This window comes from Prevotella sp. oral taxon 313, assembly GCF_003043935.1.
Taxonomy (GTDB): Bacteria; Bacteroidota; Bacteroidia; order Bacteroidales; family Bacteroidaceae; genus Prevotella; species Prevotella jejuni.
In genome coordinates, this window is the sequence record NZ_PYXE01000001.1 from 493,727 (window position 1) to 513,205 (window position 19,479).

Here is a 19,479-nt window from a genome sequence, read left to right on the forward strand (position 1 = left end):
GGATGAAAAAGTATATTTCTTTATTCATGATCGCTGCTGCGGCCGTACTCGGAACGGCTTGCAGCAACAATGAGAACGAACTGCCGGAGTATGCCGCTGGGCTGAATGTCGTGAAGGCGGAGACGGCCTTTAATGTCGTCGGGGGTACAAAGGAGGTGAAGATGACGTCTGAACCGGCCAAGGCTTACGCTCAAGACGCCTGGCTGACGGTGACGAAGAAGGCTGAGACGCTCCTCCTGACAGCAACAACGAATACGAGTCCACAGAGCCGTAACACGCTCTTGGTCGTTAAGAACGCTCAGGGCGACTCTATCACACTGAATGTTCAACAGGAGGGTATCACCTTTGGACTCCCTGCGGGGCAGGATATCTACACTGACGACAAGGCGGTGCAGAAGACTATGATTGCTACTGCAAACCTGCCTGTGACCTATACGACAACTGGCGACTGGCTTTCTGTGGACGAACAGAGTGGTGAACTGACCGTGAAGGCGACGGAGAACACTACGGGTAAGGCACGTGTGGGATGGGTCATAGCAAAGGCTGCAGGACTGGTCGACTCGCTGAAGGTGGTACAGGCTGCTCTCTCCGATTTCGTTGGCGACTATGTTCAGACGGCGAAGATGCGTGACGCGAACCGTAACTTGGTTCGCAAGACGTCTAACGTACGCATTGAAGCGACAGGAACGAATAAGGCGAACTTCATTGTCGACAATAAATACACGTGGCCAGTAGACTTTATTCCGGGCAAGGGCTTTAAGATGACGAATGGTAAGGTGGTCTTTAAGCATGAGGTGCAGACTGGGGTTTACGAATACTACATCTCTGTCATCGTGGCTGATGACTTTAGTAAGGAGCACGAGACGGCTATCAATGGTACGCAGGAGAGTATCTTCTTGGCTATTGACAATGCTGGTAAGCTGGGCTTCAAAGAGTACCAGAAGCTGGCGTCTGAGCAGACTTTCTCTTCTTACGGATGGAACCGTTTCTCTGATTCTAAGCCTGTCATGGGGGCCTACCGTGGTATCGGGGAGGTCTATGTGGAGCCGACAATAGAAAAGACAAATTGATTGATTGGTTGACGAGTTGACGAGTAGACAAGTTAACCAGTTGCTTGTAAAGACAAAGTATTTGTTAGACAAAGTAACATGCGAACTGTCCCAGTAAACAAGGGAATGGTTAGACAGAGTAACAAAGGAACGGAGATTAGTAACACGTTAACAAGTTAACGAGTCTGCCATGGGCTTGCTGAGACAGAGTAAAAGTAAGACAAAGTAACATGCGGACGTGTCTCAGTAGACAAGGAGATGGTTAGACAGAGTAACAAAGGAACGGAGATTAGTAACACGTTAACAAGTTAACGAGTCTGCCATGGGCCTCTAACGTAGACTGAAACGTATGGCAAGTTGACAAGTTTACGAGTTTGACGAGTTGACCTGTTGCTTGTTGAGACAGAATAAAAGTAAGACAAAGTAACATGAGGACCTGTCTCGACAGACAAGGGAATGGTTAGACAGAGTAACAAAGGAACGGAGATTAGTAACACGTTAACAAGTTAACGAGTCTGCCATGGGCCTGCTGTGACAGGATAAAAGTAAGACAAAGTAACATGTGGACGTGCTACAAGTTAACAAGTTGACCTGTTTGACGAGTTTACAAGTTGCTTGCGAAAAGCGAAAGAATATACTGACATATTTTAGTTGACGAGTGAGTGAGTTTCTAAACTTGCTCGCTCGTTTTCTTTTAACTGCTTCTCATCAACATTATCTATTAACCCTTCTACTCGCAAACCCGTTTACTTGTCAACTTGAACACCCAAGCCATCAACCCACAAACCCGTTTACTCGTCTACTTTAACAGCCTCCTCACCCACACTATCAATTAACCTGTCAACTCGTAAACTCGTCTACTCGTCAACTGTACTCCCCCTTTTACAGAAATAGAAAAGCCTCTTCTCCATTCGAGAACATGCCCTTCTTGCATGCAGAACACGCCCTTCTTGAGGCAAGAAGGGCATGTTCTCAAACGCAACTTGTAATATTCTGATTTCTTGAGGGTTACAATCTCAATTTTAAGGGATATCACACTACCTTTTAGATGGTAATTCAATTGAATTTATGTAAGGCTATTTTACCGTCTTTCTAATTCCTCTAAAAGGTGGAAGTAATCATGGAGTAAGTCTTTGGGGAGTTTTTTCTCTCACGGAGGGGAGTATTTTCTCTAACATAGGGGAGTTTTTTCTCTCACAGATCTCACAGATTTAACAGAACCTTTTTGCGCACTGTTTCGATCCCACAGAACGCCTCCGGCATACAGAATTCACAGAACGTTACTGCCAAAGATGGCTGTAAGGTTCTGTGAAATCGGTTGACTTAATGTCTCTGTGAAACATTGTGTGTTCTGTTCTTCTGTGTTCTCTGTGAGAAAAAATATGTCATTCTCACTTTGTCATTATGTCATTATGTCTTAAAAAAAACACCTGTTACTTTTGTCCTCATGTTACTCTGTCTTCAAAACGACCCACCTGTTACTTTTGTCTTCATGTTACTCTGTCTTAAAAACCACCCCGCCTGTTACTCCTGTCTTACTCTGTTACCCTGTCTTCCTTACCCTGTCTCCTCCCGTCCTCATGTTACTCTGTCTTAAAAACCACCCCATCTGTTACCTCTGTCTTACTCTGTTACCCTGTCTTCCTTACCCTGTCTCCCCTGTCCTCGGTTATTCTGTCTTTCAAGCGGAAGCAAGAGGAGAAGAAAGCGGCAAGTCTTTTCCTGCGCATGGGGAACTTTAATGAGCGGCAAGCACAGATTATCAAGCTCTTTGCTGATGAACCCACTGCAATGGTGACCATCAAAGACTTGGAGGTTAAATTCGGTGTTAGTCCAACGACAGCCAAGTCGGATATCATCGGTCTGTTAGGTGAGAACATTGTCTCGGAAATCTCATTAAACTAGGTGAAAAGGGCTTATATCAAAGGAGATGGCTTAGACGAAATACTCTCTAAAGTGTAGGAAGCATCGTTGTCAATTCTTTCCAATTCTGCAAACATTGGAAAGAATTGGAATACATGACGGCTTTATTCAACCTTTGTGAGGTGCCTTTTTCGTTCTGAACACGTTTTTCATGAAACTTGATTAGGGTTACAACGCCTTAAGCCTTTTGTTCGGTAGCCATAAACAGGCACTCATCGGAATTACATCAGGCGGTCGCCTCCGTTCTGAGGCAGTATTCTGAATGAGGCGTTAGGGGCTGGGGGCGGTTCCCACTCATACACTTCATGCTACAAGTGGGTTATAATGATTACAGCTACAAGCGGCTGTTCTGGGTCGGCACTTATACACATCAACAGACAAGTGGACGGTGAATATTACTGTTATTAGGGCAGAGTTCGATTCTACACATACAAGATTAAGACTCGAGAGGATACAAAAAAAACCTCGGTAAATACCGAGGTTTAAGCGGTGCGTACGAGACTCGAACTCGTGACCTCCTGCGTGACAGGCAGGCATTCTAACCAACTGAACTAACGCACCAAGCATTACAGAAGGGGTTTCAGCGGTGCGTACGAAACTCGAACTTGTTTCTGTAACACTCTGTATCACAACTATTTTTATCACTCTCTTTCTTCTATGTAGCCAATTTGTAGCCTCAATAGAGTATTTTGAGAGTACTTAAATAATTTGCTCTCCTGACATCAGCTATGTCATTTCGGGTACAAAGGTACATAAAAAATGAACTACTGCCAAATATTTGAGTGAAAATCTTTTAGAAAAATTCTGGCTACAATTTCAGTGCACGGTGCAAGTCCTTATATATAAAAGGGACTTGCACCGTGCACTGATGGTCTATGCCGTAGAAAAGCAATTAAAATTGCAAATGGTATTATATTACCAACATTGGCAATCTAATATTCTAAAAAAAGGTTTATTTCTTTAGAACTTTGCACTTGGAAATCAATTTAATACACAAAATGGATAAGAAGATGATACCTCAAAAGGGAGAGGGACGCTTATTTATCGTGCTTCCCACTCTTGAAACCATGCTGTCTTCTTGCGATAACAGCAAGATGCGAGCCCAAGGTGCCGGTATGGAGTATTCCAATTTTAGGAAACATTGTAAGATGCAGACGGATTTGAGAATTGAGACCTATACCAAATGTGCCTCCGCATTCGATATGGATGTGCTTCTTTTGCATCTTCCCAAAGGAATGATAGAATCTTTGGTGCATACCACTGAAGATAAAGACCATAGTTTCTTTACAATTGAAAAAGAAGATCTCATCTTTTTATTGAACAAGCTCTGTCATGTAGATCACAAAAGAATGATTCAGCATATCATATTTCTAGCCAACCGTATAGTAAAAAAACAAAATAATATGTCTGAATTTCGAGATATGATGGAAGCTATTGAGAAACTTATTAAAAAACTGATGCATAATGACAGAGAATAACATGCTTTCTGCCACTCTTTTGGAAGAGATACATTCCTTGAAAGAAAGTATAGATCAAATTGCAGGCTTCATTCTTGAACTGAAACAGAATTATGTTGTTTTGGAAGAAAAGATTGAACTGAACTCTTCTGATGTATTGCGCCTTCTCGGTATATCCAGAGCTTCACTGGCACGATGGAGAGACAGTCAGGTAATCCCTTATCGTTATGTTTCCTGCAATCATGTGGTCTATCCTTTCAAAGGATTATATATTGCAATCAAGACGGGACGTGCTTCCTTCAAAGGTTTTCGTAGAGTGGAAGCTCTTCAAAGGCTCAATGCTTACAAGGACGGTATCCTAAAAGGATATATGGGAGACTCACAAATTTCGTTTGAGGAGCTATGAACATTAAGGAAGAGATATTGGAACACACAAACAGGGGACTGGAAATTTTTTGTTTCTATATGCCGATTGATTTCGTTCCCAAACGGAATTTCCGGAATCCACTTTATAAGGACAAACGGGCATCCTGCAACATCTACCTTGATACAAAATCGCAATGCTACCGCATGAAGGATTTTGGGAACGAGGCATATTCGGGTGATTGCTTTTGGTTTGCAGCAACGATGCTTGGTCTCGATGTTCGATCGGATTTCAAGAAAGTCTTATTGACTATCATACAGGATTTAAATCTCAATATCACCATGGATTTTAAGACTGAAGAGAATAGAAAAACAAAATCTTTCAAGGATATTCGTCTTGTTTCTTCAACATCAACCAATGTAAAAGAAGAACTTTCCGAAAAGAAAAAGATATTTAAGCTATACGAACAACCTTTCAGGGCAGACGAAATCGCCTATTGGCAACGTTATGGAATAACTGACAAGGTTTTACAAAAATATCATGTGAAGTCACTGTTCCGTTATGAGACAATTTCCAATCAAGGGAATCCTTTTAGTCTAACCTCTACTAAGAATGAACCTATCTTTTGTTATGTAATGGGCGATTTTGTCAAGATATACCGCCCAAACAGCAAGTTACGGTTCCTTTATGGAGGGAATAAATCGAAGGATTATATCTTTGGTTTTGAACAGCTACCAAGTAAAGGGGATATTTTATTTATCACTGGCGGAGAGAAAGATGTATTGTCATTATCTTCGCACCATTTTAATGCAATCTGTTTCAATAGTGAAACAGCCTCCATCCCTGAGCCTATTATCGAAAGTCTGCAACTAAGATTTCGACACATCATTCTGCTTTATGATACGGATGAAACCGGATTAAGAGAAGCAGAGAGGCAGGCCAAGCAGTTGGAACCATACCATGTATTTTGTCTGAGTCTTTCTTTGCAAGGAACAAAAACCGAAAAGGACATTTCTGATTTTTTTGCTTTGGGAAAGACGGCAAAGGATTTAACTTCTTTGTTAACAGACAAGCTGTCAAGTATATATACCCATACAATTATGATGCTACAATCATGTGAAATAGACTATGAGAATCCTCCTGATGCTTCAAAGTCCATCGTAGCAGTAAATGGTGTGCCGCTGGGTACGCAGGATAATCTGCTTTGTATTACAGGGGGCGAAGGAACTGGCAAAAGTAATTATGTGGCTGCCATTCTTACTGGGACATTAGGAACAGAACGGTTACCTGCCGAGAGGACATTGGGATTGGAAATTACGCCCAACCCTAACGGCTTGGCGGTATTACACTACGATACGGAACAGTCCGAGGCACAACTGCATAAAAACTTGGGTAAAACCTTACAACGCGCTTCACTGAAAAATGTGCCGAAGTTTTACCATTCCCTATATCTAGCCTCGCTCTCACGCAAGGACCGCTTGAAACTTATCCGTGAGAGTATGGATTTGTTTTACCACAAACATGGAGGTATTCATCTTGTGGTAATAGATGGTATAGCCGACTTAATACGTTCCGCCAACGATGAAACGGAAAGTATAGCCATTGTTGATGAACTCTACCGATTAGCAGGAATATACAATACTTGCATCATCTGTGTGCTTCATTTTGTGCCTAATGGTATAAAGCTACGTGGGCATATAGGATCGGAACTTCAACGCAAGGCGGCGGGCATTCTCTCCATAGAAAAGGACGACAATCCTGAATACTCGGTCGTAAAGGCATTGAAAGTCCGTGACGGAAGTCCGTTGGACGTACCGATGATGCTTTTCGGCTGGGATAAGGCTGAGGACATGCACGTCTATCGTGGCGAGAAGTCTAAAGAGGACAAGGAAAAGCGCAAGACTGATGAACTCATTGCCGTTGTCAAAGAAACCTTCCGAAATTCTTTCAAGCTCACTTACCAAGAACTTTGTGAGGTTCTGATGCGCAAAATGGAAATCAAGGACAGAACTGCAAAGAAATATATTGCCTATATGAAAGAGCAGCATATTTTGATACAAGATACAAGTGGGAATTATCAAAAAGGAGAATTATGCCATACTTAGATCAACAGCCAGAAAATGTATGGCAGAAACGCCTGTTTGATAAACTGAAGAATATGGAAGACAAGCTCGACCGTCTGCTTGTCCTACGGGAACAGGAAGTAGATACGACCATTCACCCTCCATTGAAACCCGAATACTTGGATATCATAGATGTCTCCAAAATTTTGAAGGTGGAACAAAAGACTATATACAACTGGGTTTGGGCAGGAAAAATTCCCTACCTTAAAGCCAATGGCAGGTTACTTTTCCTTCGGGAAGAGATAGATGAAATGGTACGGAAGCGAGAAGGGTGGTAGAAGTCAGTTCTATACAAGTATATTGGAAATGCTCATTTTTTATTTCATTCTTTTTTTTTCACTATGGTTGAAATATTATCCTGCAAGTCAACTATTAGTTTACTTTTGGGAAAATAATTCAACCAATCGACTGTAATTAGTAAAGTCTTTTGTACCTTTGCGGTTGGTTTTAATTACAGCAAGTAAACTATGAGTATACTAAAAGGAAAAAAAATAAACCAAATGCTTCAATCCGGGCAAAAGAACGGATTGCTGTTTGCGACATGGCTCGTAAAGCATGGCTATTCCAGGCAGTTGTTGAGCAGATATCGTTCTTCCGGTTGGTTATCCTCTCTATGTAAGGGAGTCATGTACCGCACAGGCGACACGCTGTCCGCTTTTGGTGCTTTGCAGTCCTTTAACGAACAAGTAGGAAAGAGTTTTCGTGTTGCAGCGCATTCTGCTTTGGAGCTTTGGGGTTTCAACCATTATGTTCCTATGGGCAAACCCCTGTTAATGGTATCAACGGCAAGTGATAAAATGCCACAATGGATGAAGCATGACATTTTCGACCGTGAATTTAAGTTTTTCAAGACAGAGGTGTTTACCAGTGCACAGATAACAACTTTAACATACTTGGACTGGAGGCTGCTTATATCCTCCCCTGAGCAGGCCTTTATGGAATGTCTGTTGTTAACTCCACGCCAATATAACTATATGGATCTATTTTATATAATGGAACAGTTGACCACTCTGCGTCCGAATGTCGTCCAATCGTTATTGGAAACCACAAAACATTACAAAATGAAGAGGCTGTTTCTATATATGGCTGAGAAAGCGGGGCATTATTGGTATGAAGATTTAGACCTTACAAAAATAGATTTGGGGACACATAAACTCCAACTCGTCAAATCTGGTATATATATCAGCAAATATAAGATGATTATACCAAAAGAATTAAACGATTATGAATGATCAACAATATAAAAAACAGGTGGCATTGTTACTACGCATTCTGCCTTTGGTTTACAAGATAACGGACTTTGCTGTTCATGGAGGTACGGCTATTAACCTGTTCCACCAGAATATGCCGCGTTACTCGGTTGATATTGACCTTACCTATATTCCGATAGAGCCACGCACGGCGAGTTTGGAAAAGATAAATCAATATCTCGGAAAACTGAAAACAAGTATAGAACGTGCCATTCCCGGAATACATGTGGAACATAAATCCGAAGTATGGAAATTGCTGTGCACACATGATGGCGCTACGGTGAAAATAGAGGTAAATGGTACAAAACGGGGCATACTTGGAGAGGTTGAAATTATGGAACTCTGTTCGAAAGCGATGGAAGAGTTTCAAGCCAGCTGTAAGGCACGTATAGTTCCTTATGCTCAACTTTATGGGGGGAAGATTACAGCTGCCCTCAGCCGCCAGCACCCACGTGACATGTTTGACTGCAAATACATGAAAGACCAAACACTTGAAGATGTAAAAGACGGGCTTATCTTATGCTTATTGGGAAGCGACAAGCCTATCGTAGAATCTCTGTCTCCTAATAGCATAAACCAAGAGGAGGCACTTGAAAACCAATTCAAGGGAATGTCAGATATTCCATTTACCTATACAGACTATGAGCAGGCTCGTGAATCCATTATTAAAAAGGTAAATGACAGCCTTACAAATACAGACAAGGAATTCCTCGTTTCCTTTGAGGAGGGAACACCACAGTGGGAGAAATGTTGCGCAGGTGATTTAAGCCAATATCCATCTGTACAATGGAAATTACTGAATATAGGTAAACTTAAGAAACAGACTCCCGATAAGCATAAAGAAGGAATAGATAAGCTAAAAGGTTATTTGCAGGTATAATGATAAAAGTCAGACATTCAATACGGATGTCTGACTTTTATTTAGCCCCTCGGCATGTGTTTAGTGTCTCCATTTGGGTCTAAAACTCTGTAAACGGCTATTATCTTCTCTGTCTTGGACAAGATAGCTTTCGTTCTTTACTCCTCCAGAATGATAATGGTCGGATAAACCCTCTCCTTGCTTCATTTCTTCTGTTTCCTCTTTTTCCTCTTTTTTCCCCTCTGGTGGAGCAAGGGTAAGCGCAATCTTTCTGTCCAATTCAGCAGCTTCACTTTTAAGTGAGCGAAGCTCATCCTCTTTTTTCCAAGAACTGTTGGCAATGTTAGTGTAAACGTCTTTGTTGGCCACAACCTTTGCCATTTCCTTCTCATGCGATTCTATCACCTTTGGAATACGCTCCAATGCGTTAATGAAGTTCTGACACGCAAGTTTCGGGTCAGTTGCCAACTTTCCATTATTGTAAGTGTAGTAGATAGACTCCTGTCCTTTCACAAAAAAGCGGTTCACCGAACAGTCGAATAAGTCTTTGGAAGTACTCTCTGTCTTGACCATAATGGAGAAACCATAGATTTCGCCAATTTTGTTGTACTCTCCTTTGGTGCGTGCTTTTTCGTCTATTTCCTGCAGACGTGCAGCAATGATCTTGATATCAGTGCTGTCTTCCACACCTTTGATAGTCAGTTTATTGACGGGAAATCCTTCCGTATCACGTTCAACACGCTGCTCAAATAGAGCCAGGTCTGACTGTGCCTCCTTTATTTTGTCTGTATGGAAGGATACAGAACTCTCAATCTCTGCCAACTTGCCGTTTGCTGTATCACGCTCACGGAGAAAGTTCTTGCGCTCTGATTCCAAGGTGGTGATTTTCTTGTCAAGTCTTGCTTTTTCCAAAAGGTCGGTGTTACCTGAAAGTACTGCTACGTATTCTGAAAAGTTCATGCCGCTGTCCTCATCCATTGAACCCTCGTCAATGGTACGGCTACCAAGCGTGTTTGTTTTTAGCTGATTAATGAAGAGCTGCTTGTTATGCAGCAGGTTAAACTTGTAGCTATCCAAGGAACGTTCCACGGCATAGATAATCACATCGACCTTGTTGTCCGCAAATTCCTTGGCGATAAGGTTTCCCTTGCGCACCGCTCGTCCGTTACGCTGCTCTAAGTCCGAAGGTCGCCAAGGCGTGTCCAAATGATGGACTGCCACGGCACGTTGCTGAGCATTCACACCAGTACCCAACATAGAGGTAGAACCGAAGATAATGCGAATGTCACCACGGTTCATCGCATCCACCATCGCCTTCTTAGCTTTCTCATTCTTGCATTCCTGAATGAAACGTATTTCATAGGATGGAATATGATAATCCTCTACCAACTTTCTCTTGATTTCCGAATAGACATTGAAATCTCCACCGGGCTTATAAGTACCTAAATCAGAGAAAACAAACTGCGTTCCTTTTTGTGTATCGTACTTTTGGTAATAGTCATTGAGCATCTTGGCACAGTGACTTGCCTTGTTGTCTATATGATCTGAGTACCCATTTTCATCAATCATACGTAAATCAAGGCTCATCTTGCGCGCGTAGTCTGTTGCAATAAGCATCTTTGCCCTTTCCTCACTCTCACTCAGAGGTGCACGTCCTAAGATTGTAGCATCGCCACTCTTGGCAAACTCCATCAGCTTGCCGATAAAAACTTCCTGCTCGGGTGTCGGTGGTATGTTGTGCAGTATCTCATTCTTCTCAGGGCGGTCGATACCGATGTCTTTGGCAGTGCGAAAATCGCAAATCTCCGCATAGAAAGCAGCCAGTTCAGGCACCTTGATGAAGGTACGGAACCGCTCTTTCTGAATGATGTCGTTCGTGATGGAGAACTCGTAATCTGTGGATTTCTTGGCAAAGACGGCTGCCCATGCGTCAAAGCTGTTGATACCTTGCTTTTCCAAAGCCTGCGGACGAAGATACTTGAACAGAAGATACAACTCCGTCAGACTATTTGAAATGGTCGTTCCCGAAAGGAAAGTGGCTCCCAAATCCTTGCCGGACCTCTCCTGTATGGTACGAATAGCAAAGAGCATGTTTAAGGCACGTTGTGAGCCATCAGGATTGCCCAAGCCCGACACACGATCGTGGCGTGTGTTGAACATTAGGTTCTTGAATTGGTGCGATTCATCTACAAAGAGGTGGTCAATACCCATCATCTTAAAATCTACAGCATCGTCCTTACGCTCTGCAATGCTATCCTGTATGTTCTGCAACTTGGCTTCAAGCGTCTGCTTGCGCTTCTCCAATCCTTTGAGCATCCCACGAGAGATGTCTCTTCCTTGTTGCCGCAACACTTCGAGGTTCTCTTCCACGGAGTCCAGTTCCTTCTGCATAATCGCTTCCTGTATCTCCATGGCCTGCGGTATCATGCCGAACTGTTCGTGCGTAAGTATGATACAGTCCCAGTCGTTGTTCTTGATATCGTTAAAAATACGTTGGCGGTTCTGCTTATTAAAATCGTTCTTACCTGGATAGAGTACCTTAGCATTAGGATAAGCTTTCCGAAAAGTGTCGGCAATATCGAAGACGTTTGCCTTTAGTCCGATAATCATCGGCTTGTTTGAGAGTCCCAATCGCTTCATCTCGTAGGCTGCCGTACACATAATGAGCGTCTTGCCCGCTCCCACCTCGTGGTCGCAGATGCCGCCACCATTGGTTTTGAGCATCCACACGGCATCTTTCTGACTCTTGTAGAGGTCTGCAATACCCAATCGTCTGAGGTCAAGATCGGGAAACGTCTGGTGCGTGCCGTCAAAGTTGGGGCGAACGAAGCAGTTGAAAAGGCGGTTATACCTGTCTGAGAGCTGTTGTTTGAAGGTGTCGGGCGTGCGCCCGAGCCAATCGACAAAGCCCTGTCTGATTTCCTCTATCTTGGCATTTGCCATCTGGATGGCATGTCCGTCCCTTACTTTAATGGTCTTGGTCTCTCCCGTAACCTTGTCCGTAACTTCCTTGCTCTTGTTGATGTCGGGAATGGTATTGTGCAAGGCGTGCTTCAAGAGATTGATACCGTCATAGCGGCGGAACTCACCCTGTACGGCATACTTGTGCCAGATATTAGCATTCTTTCGGTCGCAGACAATGCTGTACTCATCCATATTAGAATGATAGGATACGCCAATATCCGTCTCGAAGAACTCCGAGGCGAACCTGCCATAGACTTTGGCAGGTATCCAGCGTTCACCGAGATTGAAGTCAAGGTCCGCAAATGGAATGTGTGTCGGCGTAGCTGCACGCAGGGCAGCAAGGCTCTGCTTTGCCTCTTCGTGGTCGGGATGGTCCAAGAGCCACGACTCGATACGCTCCGCCTTTTCTATTACATTGCCCGAAATGAACTTGTCCGCCACCTCATAGGCATTCGTTTCAGGATTAAAGTAGATACGACCTTCCAAGGAAGAAATAATGTCGTTTTCTTCCATATCAGGTAAAAGCGAACTCATGTAGTCAAGTTCCACCGTACCGTATTTGTTGAGCGATGCACCCAATGCCTCCATTGGGTCTGCGGCAACGGTCAGTTCCGTGGTGGAAAATGCCGTCGGATGATCAAAGATGTCCGCCTTGACGTATCTGCCGTTTTCGGAGCGTTCCAAGAAGAGCATTTCCACACCTGTAGCATCCATCTTGATGATGTCGGTGTTCGCCTTTTGGTTAAAGTAGCCCCAGCGTGCAACATAGTCATCATACAGGTGGTTGAGCCTGCTGCGGTCCTCCTTGTCCTCTGCATGGTTCTCTGCCTCGTAGTCATAGAGACGATGATAGCACTCCCGTATCTCGATATAGCTTTTTAGACGGGAAAGCTGCGCATACGGCAAGTCCATCGGGTTGAAGGTCGGATGTCGCTTCAGGTCAGAAAGAAACCCCACCTGCCCTTTCTGCACGACAATGGAGCCGTCTCTTAGGTGTGAGTCCGGCGAAGAGAGAAAAGGACGTGGGGAAGCGTCAAACTCCTTTCTGACTTCTGCTATCGGCTGTGGCTTGCGTTCCTCGTCTTCGTTCATGAAGTCGAAAAGGGATGGCTCACGTGAAGAGGAAGAAGCTGCTTTCCTGCTACTACGGGTACGACGTTGAGGAGAGATTACTGACTTTTGTATATTGGACTCCGATGGTTTCTGGGGAGCAGTTTGAGTTATAGGACGGCGTGCCTGTGAAGTTCCTGAATTATCCTTGATTTCATTGTTCACACGAGTAACTTCTCTTGTCCAAAGGCTGTATTCCTCCGGGGCAAACAGTGACAGTTGCTCCGGTTGTCCGATATCTTCTATGTTATTGTCCACCACCGGATGATGATCGTCGTCAAAGAATATTGTCTGTCCGTTCATCTCTCTTGGGGCTTCAATATCCGTACGGATTTCCGACCTTTCCTGTTCGTATTGTCGGTGAAGTGTCAAGGCGGGTACACCTTCGGGTGCAGGTTCAACGTTTATGGATGGTTGCTCTGACACAGATTGCTGTGGTACAGACTCCGATGATGGTGGTTGCAACGGAGTGGTCTCTCCATTGGAAATGGTATTTTCTGTTGCCTGTACCTTGGTAATGGTAAAATCGTCCGGTTCTATGACTTGCCCGACATTAATTTCTGTTTCAGTTTCCAACTCTTCCTTGGATATCTTGATTCCAGAAGTACCGTTCACAGTCTTCTTAACCGTGTCTTCTGTATTTGTTACCGCTTCTTCCTTGATTTCCTCTGCCACCACTTCTTCTTTGGTATATTGTCCCCTGACTATTTCTTCCAGTTCGGCTATCTCGTGCAATTTCTTAGGAGAGAAGTACAGGTCACGTTCAATGCCCAGTCCTCTTACTTTTACGCCTTCCATCTCATCGAGGGACATATTGCCAAGCTCCCAGCCATAACCCATCGTGACAGCACCGAAACCAATACGGCTCTTAGGGTCATATTCCAGAAGGTAGGCTGTGTATGCTCCCATAGGGAAGAAATAGCGTGCATAGGCTATCTTATCGCCTATGAGTTCCTTTTCCGTGCTGTAAAGTTTTGGTAGTTGCTTCCTGATACTGTCGGGCATGAGGTTATAAGCATCATTTATTCCCTCATCTTCAGTCTTTGTCTTCTCAGTTTCTTCTTTCCGACTTATGGTAATACCCAACTTGCGAAGCTGTTTCTCTGCTTCTGCCTCCCGCTCTGCCTCTGTCATCGGTATACCTGTTTCATATAGTTTACGGTCGATACGTTGTTCCATTTCAAGGGAGAGCCGTGTTCGGAGGCTTTCTGCCATCTCCTCAATCCCTCCCGTGAACCGATACTCCCATGCAGGTCTTCCATAAGGGTCTGTACCCATTATGCGCTCTGTGGCAATGGTGCGTTGAGAAATTTCCTTCCAATCTCCTACAAAAAGAGAGTTATGCTTGAAGACGACTGAAGACCCTTCTTCTTTGGAAACAGAAACGGTTTCTACGAACTGCTGTTCGATGCCCTTGCTGATTTCTTTACCTGTCTGCTTCTGTAGGACGATGAGGTCACTGCCTACGTCCGTTCCTGCATTGTCTGAAAACATACCCGATGGCAGGCGGAGGGCGGAGATAAGGCGACTGCTCTGCATGAGGTAACGGCGTATGGCTTCATTGCGGGGACTGTCCAATACGCCCTGTGAGGTGATGAATGCCAAAATTCCACCTTCCTTGATGCAGTCCAGACCTTTCACGAAGAAGTAATTGTGGATGGCACGTGTGGACTCACGTTTAAGAGTGTCCTTACCTTTGCTGTATTCTCGGTCATAGACCATGAAATCTCCAAAAGGAATGTTACTTGTTACAAGGTCGTACTTATCCTTGTCTTCCAGCTCTCCAATAGCTTCAAAAGGCTCATTTCTGACGAAGATGTTCCCTTTTCCATAGAGGTGCAGGGCTTGGCTGATACGGGCAGTGAGCAGGTCCTTTTCCATTGCATCTACAACTCCCGCTTGCCTTGCAAATGCCTCGGCAAAGGCACCCATACCCATAGAAGGGTCTAAACATCGTCTTACCTGCAGGTTTGTGGAGGCAAGTGCATCAGAGATGGCAGAAACGATACGGGTATCGGTATAGAAGGAGGTCAGTACGCTTGCCTTGATGCTCTCCCAATACCGCTTGGCGGTGTTAGCATCTAAGGCTTCACGATAAATCATCTGTTTGAGCTGCTGTGTAGGTTCAAAGAGATTCTGCTCTGACTTGCTCCAATAGCGTATATCATCGGGATTGTCTGTGCGATTGAGTACACATTTCAAGCCACCGAAGCCCTGATAGTTTCGTAAGATACTTTTTTCAGCTTCGGTGGCTTCGCGGCGTTCTTTTTCCAGGCGCAAGACCACACGGATAGCCTCCGTGTTGGCTTGCAGGACTTCTTTTTTATTGTATGCCATAAGGTATAACGTATTCTATTATGGGAATAATCACTCTGACACCTAAGCTTGACCGTAATGCCAGACTTTAGTATCAGAAATGAAGTTGTATGCTATTTCCGTTTCTTGTTTTGTTCAAACTCAAAGGTGGTGGTATAATCATCCTTCAGAACAAGTCGGGCATTGAATTTCTTGCCTGCCTTGCTGGTCAGCCCTTTAAGGATAGGCGTACGACCAGAACTTATCAAATCACAAATATTATCTTCAGAGAGATGTATGCCACAGACTTCACGAAACACGTGGAAACCACAGGTTTCATGCCTGCACTTGGCTACCTTGGCATAGATGCCGACACTCTGCTGTCCGCATTTTGGGCATCGGTAAACAGGATAGGACTTCTGATCTGAAGAAAGCGAGAGGAGTTCCTCGCAGATGGTGCCGACGTATGAGTTGATGCCTTGTGAAAACTTATCTGCAGGCATCTTTCCCGCTTCAATAGCAGCAAGAGCAAGTTCCCAACTGCCTGTCATCTCAGCATTGGCAATCTTCTTATCTTTGACAATCTCATAGACTGCCAGCCCTTTCTCGGTAGGTATGATGGCTTTCTTGTCCCTTCGGATATAATCACGGAGAATAAGCGTCTCGATGATGTTGGCACGGGTGGCAGGTGTTCCGATGCCATATTCTGCCATTGCCTTGTGCTTATCGTCTTCCTTCACATCCTTGCCTGCATTCTCCATAGCAGAAAGCAGTGTTGCTTCTGTGTAGAGAGGTTTAGGTTTGGTCTTATGCTCGGTGATGTCCGCATTGACAAGTGATAGGACTTCACCTTCTGCTAAGTTCGGCAATGAAGACAAAATCTGTTCATCACCATCTTCTTTCTTATCTGCTTCCGCTTCTTTACCTTTCTGTACAGCTTTCCAACCTAAAGAGATTTGTCGGCATGCTTTCCAAGTAAAGGTGTTGGTGCCATCCGTGAACCGCACCTGCATACGCTCTTCCTCTGAATTGGAGGAAAAGGATTCGACAAAGCGATTGACCACCATTTGATAGACAGTTGTTTCATCTGTCGACAATCCTGATGGTGTTTCACCTGTTGGAATAATGGCGTGGTGGTCAGTAATCTTTGCATTGTCCACAGAATGGGGGTTAAGTGGATTGGATAGTGTCTTGCCTATCTTACGCAGCAGGGCGGGTACTTCCTCGAAGACATCCTCACTGATGTAACGGCTGCCTGTGCGCGGATAGGTCGTGATTTTCTTCTCATAGAGACTTTGGGCTATTGAGAGGGTTTTGTCCGCTGAAAAGCCGTAGCGTCTGTTGGCATCCTTCTGTAAGGCAGTAAGGTCGTACAAGAGTGGTGGCGGTGTACCAGCCACCTTTCTTACGACCGATTCCACTGTAAGCTGGCTCTGACTGCGGAGCGTAGCGAGGGCTGTCTGTGCCGATGCTTCACTCTCATAGTCTGTAATGCCAATGGCTTTCAGCGATACGCCCTCTTTCTCTGTAAGGACGAATAATTTCCAATAGGGTACGGAAGAAAAATCACGGTTCTCTATGTACCGACGGCAGACCATAGCCAATGTCGGGGTCTGTACCCGTCCCAACGAATAGCCTCCCCTGCGGGCAATGGACAGGGCACGGCTGGCATTGATACCCACGAGCCAGTCGGCTTCGCTTCTTGCCTTGGCGGAATGATAGAGATTGTCGTAATAGTTTCCAGGTTTGAGATTGGAAAGTCCTTCACGAATAGCCTTATCGGTGAGGGAGGAAATCCACAAGCGGTCGAAAGGCTTATGGCAGTTTAAGTGTTGGTGGATATATCTGAAGATAAGCTCACCCTCTCGCCCTGCATCGGTGGCGACAATGATACGATCTGCCTTATCAAAGCAGGAACGTATCACCTTGAGCTGTTTGAGTGCCGCTGGATCGGATATATACTCCTTGTCCCTGCGCGCTTGTCGTACTACTAACTGAAAAGGATTGGGACGGATGGGTAAGTCTTCGGCTTTATAGGTAGAAAAGCCATAGGCTTCGGGCATGGCAAGGGCGATGAGGTGTCCCATTGCCCAAGTAACGAGATAACCGCTGCCTTCCATATATCCTTCTTTTTTACTCTTTGCCCCTACGATGCGGGCAATATCTCTGGCTACCGAGGGTTTCTCGGCGATAATACAAGTTGTCATAGTGTAGAATGGTTTTAAGGTTACATCTTACGTCCACGGGATTTCTTCTGTTTGTTCTCGTCCTGCTTTTGCTTCTGCTCAGCAGTAGGTTGAGTCTGTCCCGTTTTTAGCGGTTCTTTCACGTTCTTGGTGGCTTCATTCGTCTTGCCGTGGTTGTTCACGGCTACCTGCGTTTTGTGTTCTTCGGCTACGGCAACCACCTTTTCTTTGCCAGTCTCCTGCTTCTTGTCAGGATTCCACTTGTAAAAACGTGGTCTATTCTGTTCCTTGTCCATACGAACGTATGCATTGAATGATTGTCCCTGTTTGTCCACCATATTCTTTAGATATAGTGTACGACCGCTATCCAAGGCTTCACGCTGTTTTTCTGACAGCTCCAAGCCGCAGAGCTTATGTGGGATGCCTTGCTGCTGTGTCTGTTTGTGTTCCTGTCGTTCTCTTAAACTCTTGTTGTCGCCAAAGATAAACTCAATGCCTTTCCGCTCGGCATTGACCTGCAGGGTTGCATTGAATGTCTTACCACTCTTGGCAGTCATGCCTTCCACCTTCACGGCTTTGCCTTCCACAAGATCTTTGTACTGGATATCAGAGAGAGATACGCCCTTGATTTCCTTAGGGATGTTCACACGGTCAGCACGCAGTGCTATAATTTCATTGGTCTGCGGATCAATAGAAACGTAAGCAGAAAAAGGCTCAGCCTTCTTAGGTGTTACCTCAATAGTCTTGCCAAGATTACCCGTAGCAAGGAGTTGCTCCTTTTCTTCGGGAGAGAACTTGTAACCCATATAGGGAAAGTCAAGCTGTGGTTCTTTTCTCAAAGGATGAATTGCCAAACCGATATTGCCGTTATCGTCCGTGCGAAAAGCAAGGCGAGCTTCGGTGTAGATGGTTGTGTCTCCAATGGGAACGGCAATCGTCAAAAGATTGCTCTTCTGCCAATTGAGCATCTTTTCCAATTCTCCACTCTGCTCCAATCGCTCACGGGTAAGTCCGAGATTATCGAGTTGCTTCCAATCAACCTTCGACTCATCGATGGCAGTAGCATTCTTCTGCTGGGGCAGATAGTCCTCAAAGGGAATGCCTATCTCTGCCAGCTGCTGTTTACTTTCAGACTTCTCACGGCTTTGTAACATAGTACGCAGGTTGTACACGCCCTGCTCCACATTGTCTGCCAATACCTTGTACAACCCGAAATGAGTCGGGTTATTGAACTGTTTGAGGAAGTTAGTCATGAAGTTTTTGAGAAGTCCATCCTTGTTGTTGAATTTCAAGAACGCTGCCTGATTGGCAGCGATTGCCTCGGTGGTTTTAAGGTTTCCCTTGTCGTCAATACCCGACACAACGGACAACTTGCTCGCTTCCTGCTCACTTTTTACTTCCGTGCGGTCTTCCAAGACCAGCACGTAATTGTCATTGTTATTTGATTCCATTGCTTGATAATTTAAATGGTGAATACTGTTATCAAGCAGCTAAATTATAGTAACATTCTTAAAGATTTAAGAGTAAAGGAATTAGCGGGAATAGTCAAGAAATAACAGGAAAAAGATGGACATATAAAAAATAAAGAAGAATTTGTTTGCAGCGTCGCTAAAAATCAACTACTTTTGCAAACGAAAGTTAATAACCTTGTAGAGTTATAAAATCAAATTATGGCTGTAATAAATAGAATTAAAGCTGTCTTGGCTGAAAAGCAGCTGACCGGCAAGTGGCTTGCTGAAGAAATAGGAAAGTCTGAAAATACCATATCAAAATGGTGTTCCAACAAGGTACAGCCCCCATTGGAAGTGCTTTTAGAGATTGCTACACTACTTAGTATAGATATCCGAGAACTCCTTATCTCAACGAAACCTCTGTAAATACGAATGATTCACATCTTTT

At 44.4% G+C, this 19,479-nt stretch carries 12 protein-coding genes and 1 tRNA gene; 9 read left to right on the plus strand and 4 right to left on the minus strand.

What is annotated here, in order from left to right; genetic code table 11:
- The first annotated feature begins 2 nt into the window (after nt 1-2).
- Nucleotides 3-1,070, plus strand: a complete 1,068-nt coding sequence (locus tag AXF23_RS01970; RefSeq protein ID WP_107624123.1) for a BACON domain-containing protein — start codon at nt 3-5, stop codon at nt 1,068-1,070.
- Between the two features lie 1,707 nt (nt 1,071-2,777).
- Nucleotides 2,778-2,954 carry a hypothetical protein gene (locus AXF23_RS01975; RefSeq protein WP_233251215.1) on the plus strand — a complete coding sequence of 59 codons (177 nt, stop codon included), beginning with the start codon at nt 2,778-2,780 and terminating at the stop codon, nt 2,952-2,954.
- 505 nt (nt 2,955-3,459) lie between these two features.
- Here AXF23_RS01975 and AXF23_RS01980 read toward each other — a convergent pair.
- Nucleotides 3,460-3,533 (minus strand) — tRNA-Asp (locus AXF23_RS01980).
- A gap of 437 nt (nt 3,534-3,970) precedes the next feature.
- Here AXF23_RS01980 and AXF23_RS01985 point away from each other — a divergent pair.
- The 6 genes from AXF23_RS01985 to AXF23_RS02010 all read left to right on the plus strand — a co-directional run bounded on the left by AXF23_RS01985 (nt 3,971) and on the right by AXF23_RS02010 (nt 9,046).
- Nucleotides 3,971-4,450 (plus strand): hypothetical protein, encoded by a 480-nt coding sequence (locus tag AXF23_RS01985; protein WP_006045148.1) that lies wholly within the window; start codon nt 3,971-3,973, stop codon nt 4,448-4,450.
- Complete coding sequence (locus AXF23_RS01990; RefSeq protein WP_107624124.1) at nt 4,437-4,835, plus strand: hypothetical protein; 399 nt, start codon at nt 4,437-4,439, stop codon at nt 4,833-4,835. Before AXF23_RS01985 ends, AXF23_RS01990 begins: the two co-directional genes overlap by 14 nt.
- Entirely contained in the window at nt 4,832-6,898 is a 2,067-nt protein-coding gene (locus AXF23_RS01995) for a bifunctional DNA primase/helicase (RefSeq protein WP_107624125.1), read from the plus strand. Before AXF23_RS01990 ends, AXF23_RS01995 begins: the two co-directional genes overlap by 4 nt.
- A complete protein-coding gene (locus AXF23_RS02000) occupies nt 6,886-7,194 on the plus strand; it encodes a helix-turn-helix domain-containing protein (protein ID WP_107624126.1) in 309 nt (102 codons plus the stop codon). Before AXF23_RS01995 ends, AXF23_RS02000 begins: the two co-directional genes overlap by 13 nt.
- A 189-nt stretch (nt 7,195-7,383) precedes the next feature.
- Nucleotides 7,384-8,148 carry a type IV toxin-antitoxin system AbiEi family antitoxin domain-containing protein gene (locus AXF23_RS02005; RefSeq protein ID WP_107624127.1) on the plus strand — a complete coding sequence of 255 codons (765 nt, stop codon included), beginning with the start codon at nt 7,384-7,386 and terminating at the stop codon, nt 8,146-8,148.
- Entirely contained in the window at nt 8,141-9,046 is a 906-nt protein-coding gene (locus AXF23_RS02010) for a nucleotidyl transferase AbiEii/AbiGii toxin family protein (protein ID WP_107624128.1), read from the plus strand. Before AXF23_RS02005 ends, AXF23_RS02010 begins: the two co-directional genes overlap by 8 nt.
- Before the next feature lie 60 nt (nt 9,047-9,106).
- On the opposite strand, the gene AXF23_RS02015 is transcribed toward AXF23_RS02010, so the two are convergent.
- The 3 genes from AXF23_RS02015 to AXF23_RS02025 form a co-directional block, all read right to left on the minus strand.
- Nucleotides 9,107-15,436: a helicase-related protein gene (locus AXF23_RS02015; protein ID WP_107624129.1), complete on the minus strand. Its 6,330-nt coding sequence runs from the start codon at nt 15,434-15,436 to the stop codon at nt 9,107-9,109.
- Nucleotides 15,437-15,528: 92 nt separating this feature from the next.
- Nucleotides 15,529-17,601, minus strand: coding sequence for a type IA DNA topoisomerase (gene topB, locus AXF23_RS02020; protein ID WP_107624130.1), 2,073 nt, complete (start codon nt 17,599-17,601; stop codon nt 15,529-15,531).
- A 20-nt stretch (nt 17,602-17,621) separates the two neighbouring features.
- Nucleotides 17,622-19,031 carry a DUF3945 domain-containing protein gene (locus tag AXF23_RS02025; protein WP_107624131.1) on the minus strand — a complete coding sequence of 470 codons (1,410 nt, stop codon included), beginning with the start codon at nt 19,029-19,031 and terminating at the stop codon, nt 17,622-17,624.
- A gap of 219 nt (nt 19,032-19,250) precedes the next feature.
- Here AXF23_RS02025 and AXF23_RS02030 point away from each other — a divergent pair, with 219 nt between their 5' ends.
- Nucleotides 19,251-19,457 (plus strand): helix-turn-helix transcriptional regulator, encoded by a 207-nt coding sequence (locus AXF23_RS02030; protein ID WP_077195302.1) that lies wholly within the window; start codon nt 19,251-19,253, stop codon nt 19,455-19,457.
- Nucleotides 19,458-19,479: the final 22 nt, after the last annotated feature.